Origin of the sequence: Rhizobium sp. Pop5, assembly GCF_024721175.1 — a bacterium.
Classification (GTDB): domain Bacteria; phylum Pseudomonadota; class Alphaproteobacteria; order Rhizobiales; family Rhizobiaceae; genus Rhizobium.
On the sequence record NZ_CP099399.1, the window covers coordinates 3,218,642 to 3,238,682 of the forward strand.

The 20,041-nt window shown below is 60.3% G+C and carries 18 protein-coding genes and 1 tRNA gene; 6 read left to right on the top strand and 13 right to left on the bottom strand.

Annotated elements, in window-relative coordinates:
* The first annotated feature begins 82 nt into the window (after positions 1-82).
* The 4 genes from NE852_RS18115 to NE852_RS18125 all read left to right on the top strand — a co-directional run bounded on the left by NE852_RS18115 (position 83) and on the right by NE852_RS18125 (position 2,789).
* The gene (locus tag NE852_RS18115) at positions 83-910 is read left to right on the top strand and encodes a VCBS domain-containing protein (protein WP_008536333.1); all 828 of its coding nucleotides are present in this window, start codon (positions 83-85) and stop codon (positions 908-910) included.
* 230 nt (positions 911-1,140) lie between these two features.
* Positions 1,141-2,130, top strand: a complete 990-nt coding sequence (locus NE852_RS18120; protein WP_008536331.1) for an aldo/keto reductase — start codon at positions 1,141-1,143, stop codon at positions 2,128-2,130.
* A gap of 164 nt (positions 2,131-2,294) precedes the next feature.
* On the top strand, positions 2,295-2,621 hold the full coding sequence (locus NE852_RS32760) for a DUF982 domain-containing protein (protein ID WP_374992010.1): 327 nt from the start codon (positions 2,295-2,297) through the stop codon (positions 2,619-2,621).
* A 42-nt stretch (positions 2,622-2,663) separates the two neighbouring features.
* The gene (locus NE852_RS18125; RefSeq protein ID WP_258156725.1) at positions 2,664-2,789 is read left to right on the top strand and encodes a hypothetical protein; all 126 of its coding nucleotides are present in this window, start codon (positions 2,664-2,666) and stop codon (positions 2,787-2,789) included.
* 329 nt (positions 2,790-3,118) lie between these two features.
* Here NE852_RS18125 and NE852_RS18130 read toward each other — a convergent pair whose 3' ends face one another.
* The 3 genes from NE852_RS18130 to NE852_RS18140 all read right to left on the bottom strand — a co-directional run bounded on the left by NE852_RS18130 (position 3,119) and on the right by NE852_RS18140 (position 5,613).
* Positions 3,119-4,951, bottom strand: a complete 1,833-nt coding sequence (locus NE852_RS18130) for a HAMP domain-containing methyl-accepting chemotaxis protein (RefSeq protein WP_008536325.1) — start codon at positions 4,949-4,951, stop codon at positions 3,119-3,121.
* Positions 4,952-5,206: 255 nt separating this feature from the next.
* Positions 5,207-5,356: a DUF2924 domain-containing protein gene (locus NE852_RS18135; RefSeq protein WP_245270876.1), complete on the bottom strand. Its 150-nt coding sequence runs from the start codon at positions 5,354-5,356 to the stop codon at positions 5,207-5,209.
* On the bottom strand, positions 5,314-5,613 hold the full coding sequence (locus NE852_RS18140) for a hypothetical protein (RefSeq protein WP_258156726.1): 300 nt from the start codon (positions 5,611-5,613) through the stop codon (positions 5,314-5,316). The genes NE852_RS18135 and NE852_RS18140 overlap by 43 nt, the downstream gene beginning before the upstream one ends.
* 34 nt (positions 5,614-5,647) lie before the next feature.
* On the opposite strand from NE852_RS18140, the gene NE852_RS18145 reads away from it, so the two are divergent.
* Positions 5,648-6,835 (top strand): helix-turn-helix domain-containing protein, encoded by a 1,188-nt coding sequence (locus NE852_RS18145; RefSeq protein WP_037175932.1) that lies wholly within the window; start codon positions 5,648-5,650, stop codon positions 6,833-6,835.
* A gap of 43 nt (positions 6,836-6,878) precedes the next feature.
* Here the strand turns inward: NE852_RS18145 and NE852_RS18150 are convergent.
* The 5 genes from NE852_RS18150 to NE852_RS18170 form a co-directional block, all read right to left on the bottom strand.
* Positions 6,879-6,955, bottom strand: a tRNA-Met gene (locus tag NE852_RS18150).
* Between the two features lie 135 nt (positions 6,956-7,090).
* Positions 7,091-8,290 (bottom strand): tRNA 2-thiouridine(34) synthase MnmA, encoded by a 1,200-nt coding sequence (gene mnmA / locus NE852_RS18155; RefSeq protein WP_258155901.1) that lies wholly within the window; start codon positions 8,288-8,290, stop codon positions 7,091-7,093.
* Between the two features lie 401 nt (positions 8,291-8,691).
* The gene (locus tag NE852_RS18160) at positions 8,692-9,183 is read right to left on the bottom strand and encodes an SRPBCC family protein (RefSeq protein ID WP_258155902.1); all 492 of its coding nucleotides are present in this window, start codon (positions 9,181-9,183) and stop codon (positions 8,692-8,694) included.
* Positions 9,183-9,545 carry a helix-turn-helix transcriptional regulator gene (locus NE852_RS18165; RefSeq protein WP_008536312.1) on the bottom strand — a complete coding sequence of 121 codons (363 nt, stop codon included), beginning with the start codon at positions 9,543-9,545 and terminating at the stop codon, positions 9,183-9,185. The genes NE852_RS18160 and NE852_RS18165 overlap by 1 nt, the downstream gene beginning before the upstream one ends.
* A 133-nt stretch (positions 9,546-9,678) precedes the next feature.
* Entirely contained in the window at positions 9,679-11,754 is a 2,076-nt protein-coding gene (locus NE852_RS18170) for a bifunctional diguanylate cyclase/phosphodiesterase (RefSeq protein WP_258155903.1), read from the bottom strand.
* Positions 11,755-11,961: 207 nt separating this feature from the next.
* Here NE852_RS18170 and NE852_RS18175 point away from each other — a divergent pair, with 207 nt between their 5' ends.
* Positions 11,962-12,228 (top strand): hypothetical protein, encoded by a 267-nt coding sequence (locus NE852_RS18175; protein ID WP_008536302.1) that lies wholly within the window; start codon positions 11,962-11,964, stop codon positions 12,226-12,228.
* A gap of 81 nt (positions 12,229-12,309) precedes the next feature.
* Here NE852_RS18175 and serA read toward each other — a convergent pair whose 3' ends face one another.
* The 5 genes from serA to ftsH all read right to left on the bottom strand — a co-directional run bounded on the left by serA (position 12,310) and on the right by ftsH (position 19,968).
* Positions 12,310-13,905: a phosphoglycerate dehydrogenase gene (gene serA, locus NE852_RS18180; protein WP_008536301.1), complete on the bottom strand. Its 1,596-nt coding sequence runs from the start codon at positions 13,903-13,905 to the stop codon at positions 12,310-12,312.
* 83 nt (positions 13,906-13,988) lie between these two features.
* Positions 13,989-15,167, bottom strand: a complete 1,179-nt coding sequence (locus NE852_RS18185; RefSeq protein WP_258155904.1) for a phosphoserine transaminase — start codon at positions 15,165-15,167, stop codon at positions 13,989-13,991.
* Positions 15,168-15,354: 187 nt separating this feature from the next.
* Positions 15,355-16,191, bottom strand: coding sequence for an outer membrane protein (locus tag NE852_RS18190; RefSeq protein WP_008536289.1), 837 nt, complete (start codon positions 16,189-16,191; stop codon positions 15,355-15,357).
* Positions 16,192-16,441: 250 nt separating this feature from the next.
* A complete protein-coding gene (gene glmM, locus NE852_RS18195; protein ID WP_008536288.1) occupies positions 16,442-17,794 on the bottom strand; it encodes a phosphoglucosamine mutase in 1,353 nt (450 codons plus the stop codon).
* Positions 17,795-18,036: 242 nt separating this feature from the next.
* Positions 18,037-19,968, bottom strand: coding sequence for an ATP-dependent zinc metalloprotease FtsH (gene ftsH, locus NE852_RS18200; RefSeq protein ID WP_008536287.1), 1,932 nt, complete (start codon positions 19,966-19,968; stop codon positions 18,037-18,039).
* Positions 19,969-20,041: the final 73 nt, after the last annotated feature.

A 20,041-nucleotide genomic window follows, 5' to 3' on the forward strand; every position in this document is an offset into this window, starting at 1 on the left:
TGATCTGACGCCCCTTCAATTTCGATTGCCAGATACCCGATAGAGTTGCATAGTCGACCACACATCTAAACGGGGGATAGAAATGGCAAACCACAAGCCGGTCGCAGGTGATGTTTACCTGCCTGTTTTCGACATCGACCACCCGATCGACGGCGACATCCTGGAAAACTCCTCCGATTCCGATGGAGATCAGCTGCGCCTGAATTTCGTCAACGGGCAGCGAATTCAGCAGCCGTCCGATCCGGATGGACCCGCCACGACAACGACAATCGCGGGGAAATACGGCACGCTGACCGTCTATTCCAACGGCAACTACACCTATGAACTCGATCACTCCAACCCGGTGGTATCAGCACTTGGCCCGGGCGACCAACTCGCCGACCAGTTCAATTTCAAGATCTCGGACGGCAAAGGCGCCACCGACTTCGGCCTACTCAACATCGCGGTCGACCTGCCGGAACGGGGGGACGTCTTCGTCAATTTCGAGGATGTCGGCAAACATGACTTTCCCACCGGCTACAAGGGCTTCGATTGGGGCGCTTGGCGAGACGGCGACGATGCGACGGTGCAGAAGGAGGCTGACGGCAACCATTATCTGTCGGGCGGCGTATTCTGGACGCCCATTTATTCGGCTGATGGCGGCCCGTTCCAGATCAAACAATTCGAAGTTGCCAACGGCACATCGGACTATGACAACGTCCTGACGATCGAAGGCCGGCTGAACGACAATATCGTGTTCTCGACCACCGTGACGATAACCGCCGACAGCATCCACGATCCCCAGCTGATCGACCTCAGCGGCTACGGCCCGATCGACTATCTTCTGCTCGATAGCGAACCGATCATCACCGAAACGAGCGGCCCCGATTATTTCGGCGCGCAATATGACAATTTTCATTTCCTCGTTTGATCGGCGAAGGAGAGGCGGGCGCCCCTCCGGGAAATCTGAGCTTGATAGGCGCGGCAACACGTCAAGCGCCCACCGTGATCCTGCCCCGAGGTTCCTAGCCAACGTCAATATGTAAGCGAAGGCGAGCCGCCATTGGCCTGGCCAAGAGGTCGGTTTCCGGGATGAAGGCAATTGTGTTTGTTCCCGCTACGGGTCTATGTTGCCGCATCTTTGTCTCGGAGGACCGCGCCATGGAATATCGTCGTCTTGGAAAATCCGGCCTGCAGGTCAGTGAATTTTCGTTCGGATCGTGGGTTACCTTCGGCAGGCAGGTCGAAGGCAGCGATGCCGTCAGTCTGATGACGCGTGCCTATGACGCCGGCATCAACTTCTTCGACAATGCCGAAGGCTACGAAAGCGGAAAATCCGAGATCGTCATGGGCCAGGCGCTCAAGACCTTGGGCTGGAGCCGGGATAGCTTCATCGTTTCGAGCAAGGTGTTCTGGGGCGGCAGCAAGCCGACGCAGCGCGGGCTGTCGCGCAAGCACGTCACCGACGCCGCCCACGCCGCCCTCAAGCGCCTGCAGGTGGACTATCTCGATCTCTATTTCTGTCACCGTCCCGATATCGATACGCCGATCGAAGAAACGGTTCGTGCCATGCACGACCTCGTCGCCCAAGGCAAAGTCCTCTACTGGGGTACGTCGGAGTGGTCGGCCCAGCAATTGACCGAAGCCTATGCGGTAGCCCGCGATCTCAGGATCACGCCGCCGACGATGGAGCAGCCGCAATACAATGTTTTCGAACGCCAGAAGGTCGAAGCTGATTACCTGCCGCTTTACGATCTGATGGGGCTCGGCACCACGATCTGGTCGCCGCTTGCCTCGGGCGTCCTGACCGGCAAGTACAATGACGGCGTGCCCAACGACAGCCGCATGAACCTGCCGGGTTATGAATGGTTGAAGGAGAAATGGGCCAGCGACGCCGGCCGCGCGCAGCTTGCGCAAGTCGCGAAACTGGCCGATCTCGCCGGGCAGATCGGCATTTCGATCACCCACCTTGCCCTGCTCTGGTGTCTTTCCAACCGCAATGTCTCGACGGTGATCCTCGGCGCCTCGCGGATGAGCCAGTTGGAGGACAACCTTGCTGCGCTTGCCCACAAGGACAAGCTTACCGCCGATGTGCTCACCCGAATCGATGACATTGTCGGAAACAAACCGGCGGCTCCACGACGGTTTTAACGAGGAAAGGACGGTAGTCGGTCGGAAGCCTTTTACGGAGATTCCTTCGAAAGCAATTGGTTACACCGGAACGAATCGCACCGACATCTGTTGAATCGCGAATCAATGATTCGTGAGGTGCAGAAATGTCCGACTTGACCGACCCGACACCCGTCCCGATCAGGATGATATCTGTTCAAATCCAGGGTGTCGGCAGATATCGAAGCGCCCACACCGTCGCCGATCTCGCCGGAATGCTGATATCCGATGACTGGCTCAGCCAAGCCGGGGACCCGACATTCCAGCGAGCGTTGGTTGCGTGCCTGACCGCTCTCACAGATCAGTCGGGCGGTGATCGAGCTCGCAAGGCTTTTGTCGCCGCGGCGAGAGCTGCCGGCATTGCCCTGCTTCCGGATGATGCGCCCGACCTGATCGGCAGCCGCATGTCAAAGATGCCGCGCCGCAAAGGCCGAACCAGCAACCGCCCACCAGATCTTCACCATCCGCATTAACGACCGACGTTTGCGGCGCGAGGCAAACTCATGAGAATGTTGATGATGATCATCATCGGAGCGATGGTAGCATCGATCCTCGGCATCCTGGTGATCAAGCCATTCGATCGCGGCAGCGGCAAGAGCGAAACACCGCCAGCAGTCATCCAACAGCCGGAGCCGAAGTGACGACGTTTGAAATCAAGTGGTTGTCACGACCATGACATGCGCGACCAAATCTCCGGGCGCCGGATTGGTTGTCCCTGATAGTTCTCTGGAATGGAACCGGTGCATTGGCCACGTGGCCACTTCTTTCCGGAAGAGTATCCCATTGAAACGGCGCAGGCATTGGCAAAATTTTTTCGCGGCGCAGCGTCTTCTGCTGGTTGATCTTCGCCAGCTGGAATACCCTTTACAGGCACCGATGTCAGCGATGCGCGACTTCGAGAGCGGCGTCTTTCGTTATCCGGCCCTAGCAGAATTTCGCGGACACGTTCGCAAGAGATCTCGATGGTCGATCATGCCGCCATAGTGCGGACGTCACGGCGTTCAACGACCTGAGCAGCCTCGCCATCGAGAGTGAACTGATTGACCAGATCACGCAGCTTGCTTGCCTCAGCCGACAATGTCGCTGCCGCTGCCGTGGATTGCTCGACCATCGCCGCATTCTGCTGAGTGGACTGGTCCATTTGGTTGACGGCTGTGTTGATTTCAGCAAGTCCGGTGGACTGCTCGCGCGCAGACGTCGCAATTGCTTCCATCAATTGATTTATTTGAGAGACTTGTTCGCTGATCTTGTTGAGCGACTGGCCGGTCTCAAGCACCAATTTCACGCCAGTGCCGACTTCAGTGGAGGACTTTTCAATCAACCCCTTGATTTCCTTCGCCGCCGTCGCTGCCCGCTGGGCAAGCTCGCGAACCTCTTGAGCGACAACCGCAAAACCCTTGCCGGCTTCTCCGGCCCGCGCCGCCTCGACACCGGCATTCAGCGCGAGGAGGTTGGTTTGAAAAGCGATATCGTCGATTACGCCGATAATGCTCGATATCCGCTCGGAACTTTCCTCTATCCGCCTCATCGCCCGTTCAGCATGAGACACGACGGAAGCAGAACGTCCCGCGCTCACATTAGCATCGCGTGCAACATTGCGAGCCTCCTCGGTTCGCTTGGAGGCGGTCGACACGTTAGCGGTGATTTGGTCAAGAGCTGCAGCCGTCTCCTCCAGCGAGGCGGCCTGTTGCTCGGTACGCTTGGAAAGATCCTGTGCACCAGAGGCGATTTCGCCTGTTCCATTGTCGATGCCGTGAACCGTCTGCAGTACAGCGCTGATGGTTGTTGCGAGCTGCTTGAGGGAAGCATTGAAATCGCCACGCAGGCGTTCGTACTCCGGAGCGAACGGCTGCGCCAGCTGGAAAGAGACGTCACCTCCGGCTAGGCGTCTTAATCCATCACCCAGCGTCGTTGTTGCAAAACGCAACTGCTGCGCCTCCCACTCCGCGCGCTCCTGTTCTGCAGCACGAGCCGACTCGGACTGGCTCCGCGATACCGCTGCTTCCTGCTCTAAGCGGAGAACGTTCATGGCGTTCTGTCGAAACACCTCCACTGCTGCTGCCATCGCGCCGATCTCGTCGGCGCGCCCAGCGTACGGAACCTCGCTTTGTAGAGCGCCCTCGGAGAGAACCTTCATGGCGGCGGCGATCCGGCGGATGGGATTGGCAATTCCGAAAACGGCAAACATTGCTCCGGCGAATGTGACAATGATCGAGAGAGCGGCAATCAATGCCGTAATGGTGAAAGCCAAGCTCGCCGTGGCGCCGCTAGTGGTCACATATGTTTCCGTCTGCCCGAGAATAAAAGCCACAAGGTCTGCAATCTCCTGGCTGACCAGATCAGATTGCGGCTCCATGTTTTCCCGAAAGAAACTGATCGCCTCGGCGCTCTTCCCGCCGTCCTGCAATCGAACCATTTGCCCGGCAAGGTCGCTGTATTTTGCTAGTCCCGACTTGACCTGATTGATCAACTCGCGGCCTTTCTCCGTGCGCACGCCTTTCACATATTCTTCGACTGCTTTGTCGACCGCCTCGTTCGTGTCGCCGATCAGCTTCGCTCCCGCGGCTCGCTTTTCCTGCGACGCCTCCAAAAGGTACCGCGCATAGGCCAACTTCAAATCAGAGAAGCCGCCCTTGATATCTCTGGCGGTTACCATCCGCTTCATCCAAAAGCCGCCGATCTGCTGAGCATTGTCATTCAGCGTCGAAATCGTGCTGAGAGAGTTGCAGGACAAAGCAATCAGAAAGGCACAAATGACAGCCAAGACGGCGATCAGGGTTTGTTTGACGGTCGGACGCTTCATTCGATTCTCCGAATCTTTTGGCGCAAGTGCGGCTGAGATAACTGCGAGAATTCGCCCGGTTTGCTAATTTAGATTTAACTTTAACCGCCAGCGCCGTCGCTTTTCGAATTATTCATGTCGCCTACAAACCAGTCCTAGAAGTACTCCTCTCTCCTGCTATCAGAGGTATCCCATCTGGAGATACTAACTGCGATCGAAACGGGACCACCACGGGCAAATACATGAGACCCAGAGTCGATGCGTCATGGCACGGCTTCATAATGACACGGTGGAATGCGGTGCTGAGGAACCCCTGGTGATCTCGCGGGCGATCTTCGAGAGCGATCGATACCGGCTGCCGGCGTAGATGAAGCCGTCCTCCACTACATCCCTGACATGGTTGTCGCCATTCCATTCTCGAACCAGGCGGGCACGTGCGGCTCGGCGGCCGCTTCGGCGGCCGCGGGGGACAGCTTGCCATGCTGGCGTGGTTCCGGACGGGTCGCGTCCGCGCCGTCTTTCGTCTCCGCAATACCAGGCATGATGGCTGCAAGCGTTTGCCGCATGGCAACCGTCAGCAGCCACAAGACCATCAGCAGAACCTGCGATGATGCCCTGTTCAATTCGATGATTTTATCGAGTGCCCGACCTGAGACATAGGTGACGTTTTGTACCGGAGACATGGGTAACACTTTTCGGTTTTGGCGGGAGGTGTTGATGCCGTGGAAAGAGACTTCGGTGATGGAGGAACGTCTACGTTTTGTCGCCCGGCTGCTTGAGGGCGAAGGCATGAGCGATGTGTGCCGGGAGTTCGGCATCTCGCGCAAGACCGGTTACAAGATCTTCAACCGCTACAAGGATGATGGCCTGGAGGCGCTGACGGATCGGTCTCGCCGGCCGGTGCGTTACGCCAATCAACTGCCTGAGCCGGTCGAGGCGATGATCATCTCGTGCAAGAAGAACAAGCCGCATTGGGGTGCCAGGAAGATCAGAGAACTGCTGGTCAAGCGCCTGGCCGGCGATGTGCGCATTCCCGCCAAGAGCACGGTGCACGCGGTGCTCGACCGGCACGGGCTGGTCGCTCATGCCCGCAGGCGACACCGCTTTCGGGCTGAGGGAACGGCCCTATCGCAAGCATTGCTGCCGAACGATCTGTGGTGTGCCGACTTCAAGGGCGAGTTCAAGCTCGGTGACGGCCGATACTGTTACCCGCTGACGGTCACCGACCAGATGTCACGCTTCCTGCTCGCCTGCGAGGCCTTCGAATCGACAAAGGAGGTGGGTGTGTTCGAGGCGTTCCGCCGATTGTTTGCCGAACGCGGTCTGCCGGATGCCATCCGCAGCGACAACGGCCTGCCATTCGCCAGTCCCAACGGCCTCTACAATCTGTCGAAGCTGTCGGTCTGGTGGCTGCGGCTCGGCATCGGCCTCGAGCGCATCAGGCCGGGCCATCCGCAAGAGAATGGCCGGCATGAGCGCATGCACCTGACGCTGAAGAAAGAGGCGACGCGTCCACCCGGCAAAAATATCCTACAGCAGCAGGCCCGCTTCGATGCATTCGTCAGCGAATTCAATACCGAACGGCCGCATGAAGCCCTGGCGATGAAGGTGCCGGTCGATCTCTACACGCCATCGGCGCGCCGATATAACGGGCTACCGGAGATCGATTATCCGTTCCACGACCGTGACGCACTGGTGACCAATTGCGGCCGCATCTGCATGCACCGCAAGAAGATCAATATCTCCACCGTGCTGGCCGGACAGAAACTCGGCATCAAGGAAGTCGACGACGGTATTTGGCTCGTCAGCTTCATGCACTATGATCTCGGATATATCGACCTGGAGCAGAGGACCTTACAAACCATCGACAACCCGTTCGGCACGAGGTTGTCACCCATGTCTTAGGTACGATCTGTTACCTATGTCTCCGGGCTGGACAAGAAAAGAATGGTAGCGGAGGAGGGATTTGAACCCCCGACACAAGGATTATGATTCCTCTGCTCTGACCTACTGAGCTACTCCGCCACTGGTCAAACGATACCTGCTCGCGAAGCGCTGCGGGCTCGTGGGATGAGCGGCTTATAAGGTGCGCTTCGGCTTTGTGTCAAGCGCATGATGGAGAAAAACGGTGGGCTTTGCGGGATGCCGTTTCGCAGATGCTCAGGCGGCGACCGGGCTTGCCAGCAGAGCCTTGAGGGAAGCTTCCGCCGAGGGTTCGCGCTCCGAGCGCTCGATGAAGCCGCCGCCGAAGACGCGGGCATCGTCGCCGGGCGCGGAATACAGCGCGCAGGCCTGGCCGGGCGCAATGCCCGCCTCGCCGACCGTCAGGTCGACATAGATACCGGTCGCATCGACATGCAGCACGGCGGGTGCCGGCGCCCGCGTCGAGCGGACCTTGGCGTAACAGGCGAAGCCTTCGCCGGAAGCGGCTTCTGCAAGCGGCTCGTCGCCGAGCCAATTGACGTCGCGCAGATAGACGCGGTGCGTTTCCAGCGCTTCCTTCGGTCCGACGATGACGCGGCGCGAGCGGGCGTCGAGATAGACGACGTAGAGCGGCTCACCCGTGGCAATGCCAATGCCGCGGCGCTGGCCGATCGTGAAATGCAGGATGCCTTCATGGGTTCCAAGCACACGGCCGTCGAGATGGACGATTTCGCCGGCCAGCGCCGCATTGGGCTTCAGCTTGGTGATGATGTCGGAATATTTGCCCTGCGGCACGAAACAGATGTCCTGGCTGTCGGCCTTCTTGGCAACGACGAGGCCCATCTCTTCGGCGAGCCTGCGGGTCTCGGCCTTCGGCAGGCCGCCCAGGGGAAAGCGGAGGTAGTCGATCTGTTCCTGGGTCGTGGCGAAGAGGAAATAGCTCTGGTCGCGGTCGGCATCGGCCGGGCGGAACAGCGCGCGGCGGCCGGGATTTTCGGTCGAAGGATTCGGCCGCGAGCGGATATAATGGCCGGTCGCCAGCGCATCGGCGCCGAGCTCCTTGGCGGTCGCCAGAAGATCGGCAAACTTGACGGTCTGGTTGCAGGAAACGCAGGGGATCGGCGTTTCGCCCGCCACATAGCTCTCGGCGAAAGGATTGATCACCGTTTCGCGAAAACGCTTCTCGTAATCGAGCACGTAATGCGGGATGCCAAGGGTTTCGCAGACGCGGCGCGCATCGTCGATGTCCTGGCCGGCGCAGCAGGAGCCGGCGCGGTGAACGGCCGCTCCGTGATCATAGAGCTGCAGCGTGATGCCGAGCACATCGTAACCCTGCTGTTTGAGAAGGCCGGCCACGACGGATGAATCGACGCCGCCCGACATGGCGACGACGACACGGGTCTCTTCCGGCTTCTTATCAAAATCCAGTGTGTTCAACGATGATGCCAATTCTGCGCGGTCACGATCCGCTCTTGCGCTGCAATTACGGCGGATTTGCTGATATCAGGCGGGATCGGCCGCCGTCTCTCGATGAGGCATCGATATAGAAAGGATTGTCCTTGGACGCAAGGGGCGGGCTTTGGACGCCAGGGCAGTTTCGCGTTCCCGCGTGAAGGGAAAGGCGCAGCCGAAGCCGCGCCTCGGAGAGCGAGGGGTGCGGCTCAGGTGCCGATCAGCTTGTTACAGGCGAATGCGATGCCCGGATTGGCGATGATGGCAGCCACAAGCGCCAGCCCGATTATCGAGAATGAATAGCGTTTCATAGTCATCCTCCTTCCAGCCCACCGCAATTATGACGGTTCGACCGCCTTTCTCAAAATAACGAATGCTTGATGCCGTCACGCAGCCACATCAAGCTCCCTTGCCAAGGCTTCCATCAGCTCGCGGCAGCCGATTTCGCGGTTGGCGCCGGCCGAGGCGTCGTCGAAATAGACGCCTTGCTCCGTATAGGTCATGACGGTGCCCTTGCCGGAGGGACTGAATTCGATGGTTGCCAGAGAGACCGAGATCGGAGCTCCGCCCACCGCCATCCGGTAGGAGATGACGATGCGCTCGTTCGGCACGATATTCTGATACTGTGTGTCGTTGGTCATCTCAGGTCCATCGCCGAAGCGGAAGCGCGAAAACTCCGAGCCGCCGACGCTGAAATCGGAGGTGAATTCGATCACTTCCCACCCTTCGCCTTCGGCGAACCAACGCCGTTTGCTGTCAAGATCGGAAAAGGCGAAGAAGACGCGCTCGGGCGGAACGGGATAGGCGCGCTCGACGGCGAAGGTGGCGTGGGAAACGGCTGGCTGGGTGGCGGCTGGCTTCGTGGACTGCTCGTTCATCACTCTTTCTCCTCTTGCTGATTGTTGACCTGGTTGTCGACGGCCGGCTGTGAAAGTATCTCGCCCAAGCGATCGAACCGTTGCTCCATCAGGCTTCTGCGTTCGGCCACCCAACCGGCGATCCGGTCGAGTCCTGATGGTTCGATGCGGCAGGTGCGCACCCGTCCGATCTTTTCGCTCCGGATGAGGCCGCTTTCCTCCAGCACCTGCAAATGCTGGACGACTGCGGCAAGCGACATGTCGAAGGGGCGCGCCAGCTCGCTGACACTGGCGGGGCCGCGGCTCAGCCGCTCGACGATCTGCCGCCGCGTCGGCTCGACCAGCGCCTTCAAAATGTCGTCTATATCAGAATAGTTAAGCATGGACTTGAGTATTTCGGCGTGACGATTAATTGTCAAGCCAGCACTTAACTATTTAGGCGGATGCCGGCCCCACGCCCTTTCGAGCGCGACCAGAGCGCAATGTCGCGGTGTCACAGGCGCCCGCTCGAAAATCTCACTTATATGACGAGGCGGCCTTTGGGGCGCCGCCATAAATCAGCGCCTCCGCCTTTTCCCGCGGCATCGGCCGGCCGAGCAGATAGCCCTGCACCTCGCTGAAGCCTTCGGCGCGCAGCTTCTGCAACTGCTCTTCCGTCTCGATCCCTTCGGCCAGCGTCGTGGCGTTGAAACCGGAGCCGATGCCGACGACGGCGCGCACGATGGCGAGATTGCCGGCATCCGTCTCGATGCCCGAAACGAAGCTGCGATCGAGCTTGATCTTGTCGAAAGGGAAGGATCTGAGATAGCTCAACGATGAATAACCCGTGCCGAAATCGTCGATGGCGATGCGCACACCAAGCTCCTTTAGAGCACGCAGCAAAGGCAGGCTTTGGTCGACATCGGTCAGAAACACGGATTCGGTGATTTCGATTTCAAGCCGGTCGGCGTTGAGACCCGTCTGGTCGAGGGCCCCGACCACGGTCGACAGCAGGCTCGCATGCCTGAACTGACTGACGGAGAGGTTGACCGCGATCCTCAGGTGCTCAGGCCAGCCCGCGGCTGTGCGGCAGGCTTCCCGGATCACCCAGTCGCCGATCGGCACGATGAGGCCGGTTTCCTCGGCAAGCGGAATGAAGTCCATCGGAGCGACCAGCCCGCGCCTGGGATGGCGCCAGCGGATCAGCGCTTCGAAACCGGCGATCCCGTCATCGTCGAGCTGCACGATCGGCTGGTAATGCAGCTCGAACTGGCGCTTTTCCAGCGCCTCCCACAGCTCGGCTGTCATGACGTGCCGGCGCTCGGCGGCAAGCCGCATCTCCGCCTCATAGAAACGATAGGTCGAGCGCCCGCTCTCCTTGGCGGCATAGAGCGCCAGATCCGCGTGCCGCATCAACACATCAGCATCGACGGCATGATCCGGCGCCAATGCAATGCCGACGCTGCAGGTAACGTGCTCCCGGGCGCCGTCGAGATCGAAGGCGCTGCCAAGCGCCTGCAGCAACCGTTCTGCAAAACGCTGGGCCCTCTCCGCTTCGTCGAGCCGCAGCACGACGGCGAATTCGTCGCCGCCGAGACGGGCGACGAGATCGCCCTCCTCCGCCTGTCCCATCAGACGTTCAGACACCTGGCAAAGCAGCGCGTCACCGGCGGCATGTCCCCTGCTGTCGTTGATATGCTTGAAATGGTCAACGTCGATATAGAGCAGCGCGATCGGGCTCTCTGCGATCGCGCACTCGCGGATATGCCTCGCAAATGCCGCCCGGTTCGGCAGGCCCGTCAGGGAATCGTGCATGGCGAGATGGGCAAGCTTTGCCTTGACCGCACGCTCCTCCGTCACATCCTGCGAAATACCGAGCAGATAGCGCGGCGCATGACCATCCGGCGCCGGCAGGGCGCGCTTGACTGTGCGCAGGATTCGCTGCGCGCCATCGGGGCGCAGCATCGTTTCTTCGAAGCTGATCGCGGCGTCCGCTTCAAAGGCCTGGCGGTCCTGGTCGCGGAAGGCATCCGTCTGGCCGCCGGCAAACAGCGCCCGGTCGGTTCGGCCGACGATATCCCTAGCCCTCATGCCGACGATGTCGCCGCAGGCTTCGTTGAAGAGGATATAGAGCCCGTCCGCTTCCATGTCTTTGACAAAGACGCCGACCGGCAGATTGTCGACGATGCTGTCGAGGAGCGAGCGCGTGTCGTTGATCTGACGCCTGGCGGCATTGATTTCGGTGCGGTCCTGCACCACGGCCAGGATCGCGGTCCCGCCCTCGAAACACACTTCGCGGCCATAAGTCAGCACTTCGAAGGTCTCGCCGCTCGCCTTGCGGTGAACCCAGCGCTCCGCCATTTCTATGTCGGTGCGGCCGTTGACGGCATCGAGCATCCGCTTGTGCTCATGCTCGGGACGAATATCCAGGACCGTCATGCCTGGGTATTCGTCTGCACCATAGCCGTAAAGGGCGACTGCCGCCTCGTTGACGGCGAGAAAACGAAGGGATCTCGGATCATAGACCCACATCGGCGACGGATGCATCGCAAACAATGCTCGAAAGTCTTCGTTCACTGCCTCGGTCTGCTCGGTCTTCTTCAAGGGGGCCATGGAGTTCGCAGGAGTTGATGGCGATCTCAGCCGTATATCGATAAAAGTTAAATAAAATCAGAATCATATACGGCTCGACCGTGGGTTCTCTCCGCAGGATGAGCAAAGACGGACTTTCTTAAAAATAATTTGGCCCTCATGGAACCATTCCGCCAATCGTGCGTTGCGGGTCATCGATGTCGCAATCGAATTGCTGAGGAGGGTTTCATGGGCAGGTTCGGCACGACGACCGATTACAGCAGGATCAGACATTGGATCGAGGTACGCGGCGGCCATCCCGCCCGTATCAAGAACGCACGGGATAGCGAAACTGTCCGTGTCGATTTTTCCTCGGAACCGCAGGATGAGATCTCCTGGGATGAATTCTTCCAGGGCCTCGACGACAGCAGGCTCGCCTTTCTTCACCGCACGCAGGCTGAGGACGACGTCGCCCGCTTCGGCAAGATGGTCCGCCGCAAACGCCGGCACCACTAAATTTCATTTATTCGTGACGCAGCAAAAACCCGGCGCCGTTTCCAGCGCCGGGTTTTCCATGTTTCCTTGGGAGGAGGAAAATCAGTCGATGTTGAAGGTCAGCAGCTTTGCCTGGCGGATCGCCTGGTGGGCCGTCAGCTGCGCGAGCACGCCGTCCTCCACCTCACCGTCGACATAGAGCAGCGCGATCGCATCGCCGCCCTGCTTGTCACGGCCGAGCTGGAAGTTGGCGATATTGACGCCGGCCGTCCCGAGCGTCGTGCCGATGAAGCCGATCATCCCGGGAACGTCGGTATTGGTGATGTAGATCATGTGCGAACCGACATCGGCATCGAGGTTGATGCCCTTGATCTGGATGAAGCGCGGCTTGCCATCCGAAAACACCGTGCCAGCGACAGAGCGCGTCATGCTTTCGGTCGTTACCGTCAGCTTGATATAGCCGTCGAAGACGCCTGTCTTGTCGCGCTTGACCTCGGAAAGCACGATGCCCTTTTCCTTGATCATGATCGGCGCCGAAACCATGTTGACGTCGGCGACCTGCGGACGGATGAGACCGGCAAGCACCGCGCTCGTCAGTGCCCGCGTATTCATGTTGGCGGTGACGCCGTCATAGAGGATTTCGATTTCCTTGATTGGCTCCTCGGTGACCTGGCCGACGAAAGCGCCGAGAACATCGGCAAGACGGATGAAAGGCTTCAGGATCGGCGCTTCTTCCGCTGTGATCGACGGCATGTTGATGGCGTTGGAGACGGCACCCTTGACGAGGTAGTCCGACATCTGCTCGGCCACCTGCAAGGCGACGTTTTCCTGAGCCTCGGTCGTCGAGGCGCCGAGATGCGGCGTGCAGACGACGTTCGGCAGGCCGAAGAGCGGGCTTTCCTTGGCAGGCTCGACTTCGAAGACGTCGAAGGCGGCACCGGCGACGTGACCGGACTTGATCGCTTCGGCAAGCGCTGCCTCATCGACGAGGCCGCCGCGGGCGCAGTTGATGATGCGCACGCCGGGCTTGGTCTTCGCCAGCGCTTCCTTGTTGAGGATGCCGCGCGTCTTGTCGGTCATCGGCACATGCAGCGTGATGAAATCGGCGCGGGCGAAAAGCTCGTCGAGCTCGACCTTGGTGACGCCCATTTCCTCGGCGCGTTCCTTGGAAAGGAACGGGTCATAGGCGACGACATGCATCTTCAGACCGATGGCGCGGGCGCAGACGATCGAGCCGATATTGCCGGCGCCGATGACGCCGAGCGTCTTGCCGGTGATTTCGACGCCCATGAATTTCGATTTCTCCCACTTGCCGGCCTGCGTCGAGGTGTCGGCTGCCGGAAGCTGGCGGGCGACGGCGAACATCAAAGCGATCGCATGCTCGGCCGTGGTGATCGAATTGCCGAAGGGCGTGTTCATGACGATGATGCCGCGGCGCGAGGCTGCCGGGATATCGACATTGTCGACGCCGATGCCGGCGCGGCCGACAACCTTGAGGTTCTTCGCCCCTTCGATGATCTTTTCCGTCACCTTGGTGGCGGAGCGGATGGCGAGGCCATCATACTTGCCGATGACTTCGAGCAGACGGTCCTTGTCTTTACCGAGCTGCGGTTCGAAATCGACTTCGACGCCGCGGTCACGGAAGATCTGGACAGCGGTTTCCGACAATTCGTCGGATACGAGAACGCGAGGTGCCATGATGGCCTCCTTCAAAAGTGTTCAGCGATGGATGAAATCCGGAATACTGGGCTCCGCCTGTGGCGGAGCCGGATGCGATCAGGTCAGGCTGCGGCCTGAGCAAGCTGCGCCTTCTGCGTTTCGAAGGCCCAGGAAAGCCAGGGCATCAGCTTCTGCATGTCCGATGCTTCGATCGTGGCACCCGCCCAGATGCGGAGACCCGACGGCGCGTCGCGGTAATGGCCGATGTCATAGGCGACACCTTCCTTCTCCAGGAGGCCGACAAGCCCCTTGGCGAAATTCGCCTGGCCGTCGTCGTCGAGCGCCGTGATGTCCTTGTCGACGATCTTCAGGCAGACGGAGGTGTTGGAGGCCGTCTCCGCCTTGACGGCGAGATTGGCGATCCAGTCGTTTGCCGCGACGAAATCGTGGATGACCTTGGCGTTGGCATCGGCGCGCGCGATCAGCGCCTTGAGGCCGCCGAGCTCCTTGGCCCAGAGGAGCGCATCGATATAGTCCTCGACGCAGAGCATCGACGGCGTGTTGATCGTCTCGCCCTGGAAGATACCTTCCGTCAGCTTGCCGCCCGAAGTCATGCGGAAGATCTTCGGCAGCGGCCAGGCCGGCGTATAGGTGGTGAGACGCTCGACGGCGCGCGGCGAAAGAATGATGACGCCATGCGCGCCCTCGCCGCCCAGAACCTTCTGCCAGGAGAAGGTGACGACATCGAGCTTGGCGAAATCGAGTTCCTGCGCGAAGGCGGCCGAGGTGGCGTCGCAGATCGTCAGGCCCTTGCGGTCAGCGGGAATGAAATCGGCATTCGCAACGCGGACACCCGAGGTCGTGCCGTTCCAGGTGAAGACGACGTCGCGGTCGAAATCGACGGCGGAGAGATCGGGAAGCTCGCCGTAACCGGCTTCGAGCTTGCGCACGTCCTTGAGCTTCAGCTGCTTGACGACGTCGGTAACCCAGCCGGCGCCGAAGCTTTCCCAGGCGAGCATGTCGACGCCACGTTCGCCGAGCAGCGACCAGAGCGCCATTTCAACGGCGCCGGTGTCGGATGCCGGAACGATACCGATGCGGTAATCCGCCGGCACCTCGAGAATTTCACGGGTAAGGTCGATGGCCTGCTTGAGCTTGACCTTGCCGACCTTCGCGCGGTGCGAACGGCCAAGAGCCGCGTCGGAAAGGGCTTCGAGCGACCAACCGGGGCGCTTCGAGCAAGGGCCAGAAGAAAAATGAGTATTTTGCGGACGGATGTCCGGCTTTGCGGTCTTCGCCATGATGCTATCCTCTCAGATAGAAAGCCCTTCGTTGGGGAAGGGTGTCCCGCCGCCGTGTTTATGGATCGGAGGCGTCATAGTCAAGATCGAAGTGTCGCAGAGGGAGGATATTTTGACGCAGGCACGCTTGACGCAACGAAAAAGCCGCCCAGACCGGGCGGCTTTCGAATGAAAGGATGATCGAGTTTTACTTGTAGACCGGCTGCTGCAGCGGGATTGCGGGCGGCTCGTAGGCGACAGGCTGGGCGCATCCGCCGAAGAGGTAGCGGCCGCCGACGCGGACTTCGTGGGCGCTGAGACCCTTGTCGCGGCCCGGACCACCGTTTTCGGCATAGCCGAACATGTTGCCGCCATCGATGTGCAGATAGCGATAGCCGACATCGGCCTTGATGTTGCAGGTCACGTCGATCGAGGCGCCGGCCATGAGGGCGTAGGTGAAGCGCCAGTTGCCCTTGCCGCCATGGGTGACCTCGTCGTCGCAGAAGCTGCCGTCATCGGCGCAGGCGACGTTGCGCAGGTTCTTCCACTTCACGTAGGAACCGCCGATACCGGCGCCGACATAAGGTGTCACATAGCCATAGGTGCCTAGATCGACATAGGCGTTGGCGAGCAGCGTGTAGGCAGTGAGCGAAGAGGAGTCGCGCGAGGTGCAATCCACCAGCGGGAAGCCGCACTGCCCGACCGTCGAGCCGTGGAAATCTGCCTGCGTGAGATAGTCGAAGGTCAGATCGGTACGGAGATAGCTGTTGATCTGATAACCGACACCGCCGCCGACCGTCCATGCGTCATCAATATCGGCACGGTCGAAATCGACTTCCGTGGCATTGCTGCCCTGGAAGTAGCGGGCACCGCGCAGATCGGTGAAGGCGTAGCCGACATCGCCGCGCAGGTACCAGCCGGTCGCTTCGGTGACGGTCACCTCTGGCGGCTGTTCCGGGATCGGCTCGGCAGGCGCGAGATCCGCCGAATAGGCATTTGTCGCGATCAACAGTGCGGCGAAGATGCCGGACAAGCTTCTTTTCATGGATCCCACTCCAAAATTCGTTGCGTCGGCAGGCTGCATCGCTGCCAATCTGATACGCTTCGGCATGGATAATGAATGGGAAACGTTAAAAGCTGCTTAACCACGAATATTTACCTTGATGTCGAGGCATCTCGGCGGCCTGAGACATAAGGCGCTTGAGGCCTGGTCCCGGCGGGCGGATCGGTCCGCCAACAGGCACAAAAAAAGCCGGCGCTTGCGCACCGGCTTTCGACAATCTGCCTCGCAGGGATCAGGCGGCCGTGCGGACGTTTGAGATCGTGCCGATCAGTTCGTTGACGATGCGCTCGATCTGAGCGCGGTCGTCGCCTTCGGCCATGACGCGGATCAGCGGTTCGGTGCCCGAGGGGCGGATGACGAGCCGGCCGTTCTTGGCGAGCTCGGCTTCGGCATCGGCGATCGCCTTCTGCACCTGGATATCCTCCAGCGGCTTGCCGCCGCTGATACGGACATTGCGCAAGAGCTGCGGCACAGGATCGAAGCGGCGGCAAACTTCGCTGACGGTGCGGCCGGTGCGCTTGACCGCGGCAAGGATCTGCAGCGCCGCGACGAGGCCGTCGCCGGTCGTGCCGTATTCCGAGAGCACGATGTGGCCGGACTGCTCGCCGCCGACATTGTAATTGTGCTGGCGCATATGCTCGACGACGTAGCGGTCGCCGACCTTCGTGCGGGCAAGCGCCATGCCGCGCGCGTCAAGGAAGCGCTCGAGGCCGAGATTGGACATCACGGTGGCGACGATGCCGTTGCCGCGTAACTGTTGGCTTTCGGCCCAGCTCTCGGCGATGACAGCCATCAGCTGGTCGCCGTCGACGATCGAACCATTCTCGTCGACGATGATGACGCGGTCCGCGTCGCCGTCGAGCGCGATGCCGATATCGGCGCGGACTTCGTCGACCTTCTTCTGCAGCGCGACCGGGCTGGTGGAGCCGCAGTTGAGATTGATGTTGGTGCCGTTCGGCTCGTTGCCGATGGTAACGACGTCAGCGCCAAGCTCCCAGAGCACGGCGGGGGCGACTTTGTAGGCAGCACCGTTGGCGCAGTCGATCGCAATCCTCAGGCCCTGCAGCGTCACGTCGCGCGGCAGCGTACGCTTGGCATGTTCGATATAACGGTCATGCACGCCATCGACGCGCTTCGCGCGGCCGATGTCGTCGGACTTGGCGAGCTGCGCATTCAGATCCTTCTCGAGCAGATCCTCGATCTCTGCCTCGATGTCGTCGGAAAGCTTGTAACCATCAGGACCGAAAAGCTTGATGCCGTTATCCTCGTAAGGATTGTGCGAAGCAGAGATCATCACGCCGATATCGCAGCGTAGCGAACGCGTCAGCATTGCGACGGCAGGTGTAGGGATCGGGCCGAGGATGAAGGCATCGAGGCCGGCGGCCGTGAAGCCCGCGACCATGGCGTTTTCGAGCATGTAGCCGGAAAGGCGCGTGTCCTTGCCGATGACGACGCGATGGCGATGGTTGCCGCGGCGAAAAATCGTGCCGGCAGCAATACCGACCCGCATCGCGAGATCCGGCGTCATCGGGAAGACATTGGACTGGCCGCGAATGCCGTCGGTACCGAAATAGCGTCTTTTCATCTGCACTCCTGCGCTTTCCGCGCGCCATTCAAGGCAGCGCATCGTTCCAGCGAATGTGGCCTCAAAGGTCCGTCGTCAACTCCAGAGCGGGTGAGTCGGACCTGCCTTATTTCATCGGGATGCCATAAAACATCGAAATCGGCACGTAAATTACCGAGAAAAATGAATATATCCCGTTACCAATAGAAAAGGCCGGGTTTCCCTCGTGGGAAATCCGGCCTTGTTCAAAGTGTCAGCACCGATCAATGCGGCTGCGGTTCGAGACCGCCTTCGGGCTCGTCGCCCTTGGTGGCGGGCCGTGCGCCGGCCTTCGGAACAGCCGAGCCACGGCTCGGCGGCGAATCATCGCCGAGATCGCGCGACGGCTTCTCGCCGCGGATCAGCGCCTTGATCTCCTCGCCGGTCAGCGTCTCGTATTCGAGCAGGCCTTCGGCAAGAGCGACGAATTCGTCGTGCTTTTCCGTCAGGATCGTGCGGGCCTGCGTATAGGCTTCGTCGATCAGGCGGCGCACTTCATTGTCGATCTTCTGCGCGGTTGCCTCCGAAACATTCTTCGACTGCGAAACCGAGTGGCCGAGGAAGACTTCCTGCTGGTTCTCACCGTATGCGACCTGACCGAGCTGATCGGAGAAGCCCCACTGCGTGACCATGGCGCGGGCAAGCTTGGTGGCCTGCTCGATATCGGAGGAAGCGCCCGAGGTGATGTTCTCCTTGCCGAAGGTAAGTTCCTCGGCAACGCGGCCGCCCATCATGATGCAGAGGCGCGAAACCATCCACTTGTAACTCATCGAGTAGCGGTCGCCCTCGGGGAGCTGCATGACCATGCCGAGTGCACGGCCACGCGGAATGATCGTGGCCTTGTGCAGCGGATCGGCAACGGCGACGTTGAGCGCGGTGATGGCGTGACCGGCCTCATGATAGGCGGTGAGCTTCTTCTCCGCCTCGGTCATGGCCGAGGAACGGCGCTCGGCGCCCATCATGATCTTGTCCTTGGCGTCTTCGAATTCCTGCATGGTGACGACGCGCTTGTTGCGGCGGGCGGCCATGAGGGCAGCTTCGTTGACTAGGTTCATCAGATCGGCGCCGGAAAAACCGGGCGTGCCGCGGGCGAGAACCTTGAGATCGACATTCGGCGCCAGCGGAACGTTGCGGGCGTGTACCTTGAGGATGCGCTCGCGGCCGACGATATCCGGGTTCGGAACCACGACCTGGCGGTCGAAACGGCCGGGACGCAGCAGCGCAGGATCAAGAACGTCGGGGCGGTTGGTGGCGGCGATCAGGATCACGCCCTCATTCGCTTCGAAGCCGTCCATCTCGACCAGCAACTGGTTCAGTGTCTGCTCGCGTTCGTCGTTGCCGCCGCCGAGACCGGCGCCGCGATGGCGGCCGACGGCATCGATTTCGTCGATGAAGATGATGCAGGGCGCATTCTTCTTCGCCTGCTCGAACATGTCGCGCACGCGGCTTGCGCCGACGCCGACGAACATTTCGACGAAGTCGGAACCCGAAATGGTGAAGAACGGCACATTGGCCTCACCGGCGACCGAGCGGGCGAGCAGCGTCTTGCCGGTGCCCGGAGGACCTACGAGCAGCACGCCGCGCGGAATCTTGCCGCCGAGACGCTGGAATTTCTGCGGATCACGCAGGAATTCGACGATCTCTTCGAGGTCCTGCTTGGCCTCGTCGACACCGGCAACGTCTTCAAATGTCACCCGGCCATGCGCTTCGGTCAGAAGCTTGGCCTTGGACTTGCCGAAGCCCATCGCGCCGCGCGAGCCTCCCTGCATCTGCCGCATGAAAAACAGCCAGACGCCGAGAATGAGAAGCATCGGCAACAGCGTGCCGAGATAGCTCAAAAAACCGGAGGATCCATCCGTTTCAGGGCGCGCGGAAACCAGGACATTCTTCTGCTGCAGGCGATCGAGCAGGCTGTCGTCGATGACAGGCGAATAGGTCTGGAAGGTGGTGCCATTTTCAACATAGCTTCCCGAGACACGGTTGCCCGTGACCACGACTTCCTTCACGCGGCCCGCATCGACCTCACGCAGGAACTGCGAATAAGGGATTTCGCGGGAGCCCGTCTGCGCCGGCGCCGTCTGAAACATGCTGAAAAGGGCGATCAGCAGAAGCGCTATGATCGCCCACAAGGCGAAATTACGTAAGTTAGGGTTCATCGAACTCCCCAGCACTGGAACAGCCGCCTCATGGCGACCGTCTTATTCGTTTCTAACATAGGGTTGCGCCGCG

What these genes read in the sequence shown, in the direction of transcription:
- glmM (WP_008536288.1), bottom strand. Translation starts at nt 17,794, where the DNA reads ATGAAAAGACGCTATTTCGGTACCGACGGCATTCGCGGCCAGTCCAAT.
- NE852_RS18120 (WP_008536331.1), top strand. Translation starts at nt 1,141, where the DNA reads ATGGAATATCGTCGTCTTGGAAAATCCGGCCTGCAGGTCAGTGAATTT.
- NE852_RS18190 (WP_008536289.1), bottom strand. Translation starts at nt 16,191, where the DNA reads ATGAAAAGAAGCTTGTCCGGCATCTTCGCCGCACTGTTGATCGCGACA.
- NE852_RS18160 (WP_258155902.1), bottom strand. Translation starts at nt 9,183, where the DNA reads ATGAACGAGCAGTCCACGAAGCCAGCCGCCACCCAGCCAGCCGTTTCC.
- NE852_RS18130 (WP_008536325.1), bottom strand. Translation starts at nt 4,951, where the DNA reads ATGAAGCGTCCGACCGTCAAACAAACCCTGATCGCCGTCTTGGCTGTC.
- NE852_RS18175 (WP_008536302.1), top strand. Translation starts at nt 11,962, where the DNA reads ATGGGCAGGTTCGGCACGACGACCGATTACAGCAGGATCAGACATTGG.
- NE852_RS18185 (WP_258155904.1), bottom strand. Translation starts at nt 15,167, where the DNA reads ATGGCGAAGACCGCAAAGCCGGACATCCGTCCGCAAAATACTCATTTT.
- NE852_RS18165 (WP_008536312.1), bottom strand. Translation starts at nt 9,545, where the DNA reads ATGCTTAACTATTCTGATATAGACGACATTTTGAAGGCGCTGGTCGAG.
- NE852_RS18125 (WP_258156725.1), top strand. Translation starts at nt 2,664, where the DNA reads ATGATGATCATCATCGGAGCGATGGTAGCATCGATCCTCGGCATCCTG.
- NE852_RS32760 (WP_374992010.1), top strand. Translation starts at nt 2,295, where the DNA reads ATGATATCTGTTCAAATCCAGGGTGTCGGCAGATATCGAAGCGCCCAC.
- NE852_RS18145 (WP_037175932.1), top strand. Translation starts at nt 5,648, where the DNA reads ATGCCGTGGAAAGAGACTTCGGTGATGGAGGAACGTCTACGTTTTGTC.
- ftsH (WP_008536287.1), bottom strand. Translation starts at nt 19,968, where the DNA reads ATGAACCCTAACTTACGTAATTTCGCCTTGTGGGCGATCATAGCGCTT.
- NE852_RS18140 (WP_258156726.1), bottom strand. Translation starts at nt 5,613, where the DNA reads ATGTCTCCGGTACAAAACGTCACCTATGTCTCAGGTCGGGCACTCGAT.
- serA (WP_008536301.1), bottom strand. Translation starts at nt 13,905, where the DNA reads ATGGCACCTCGCGTTCTCGTATCCGACGAATTGTCGGAAACCGCTGTC.
- NE852_RS18170 (WP_258155903.1), bottom strand. Translation starts at nt 11,754, where the DNA reads ATGGCCCCCTTGAAGAAGACCGAGCAGACCGAGGCAGTGAACGAAGAC.
- NE852_RS18115 (WP_008536333.1), top strand. Translation starts at nt 83, where the DNA reads ATGGCAAACCACAAGCCGGTCGCAGGTGATGTTTACCTGCCTGTTTTC.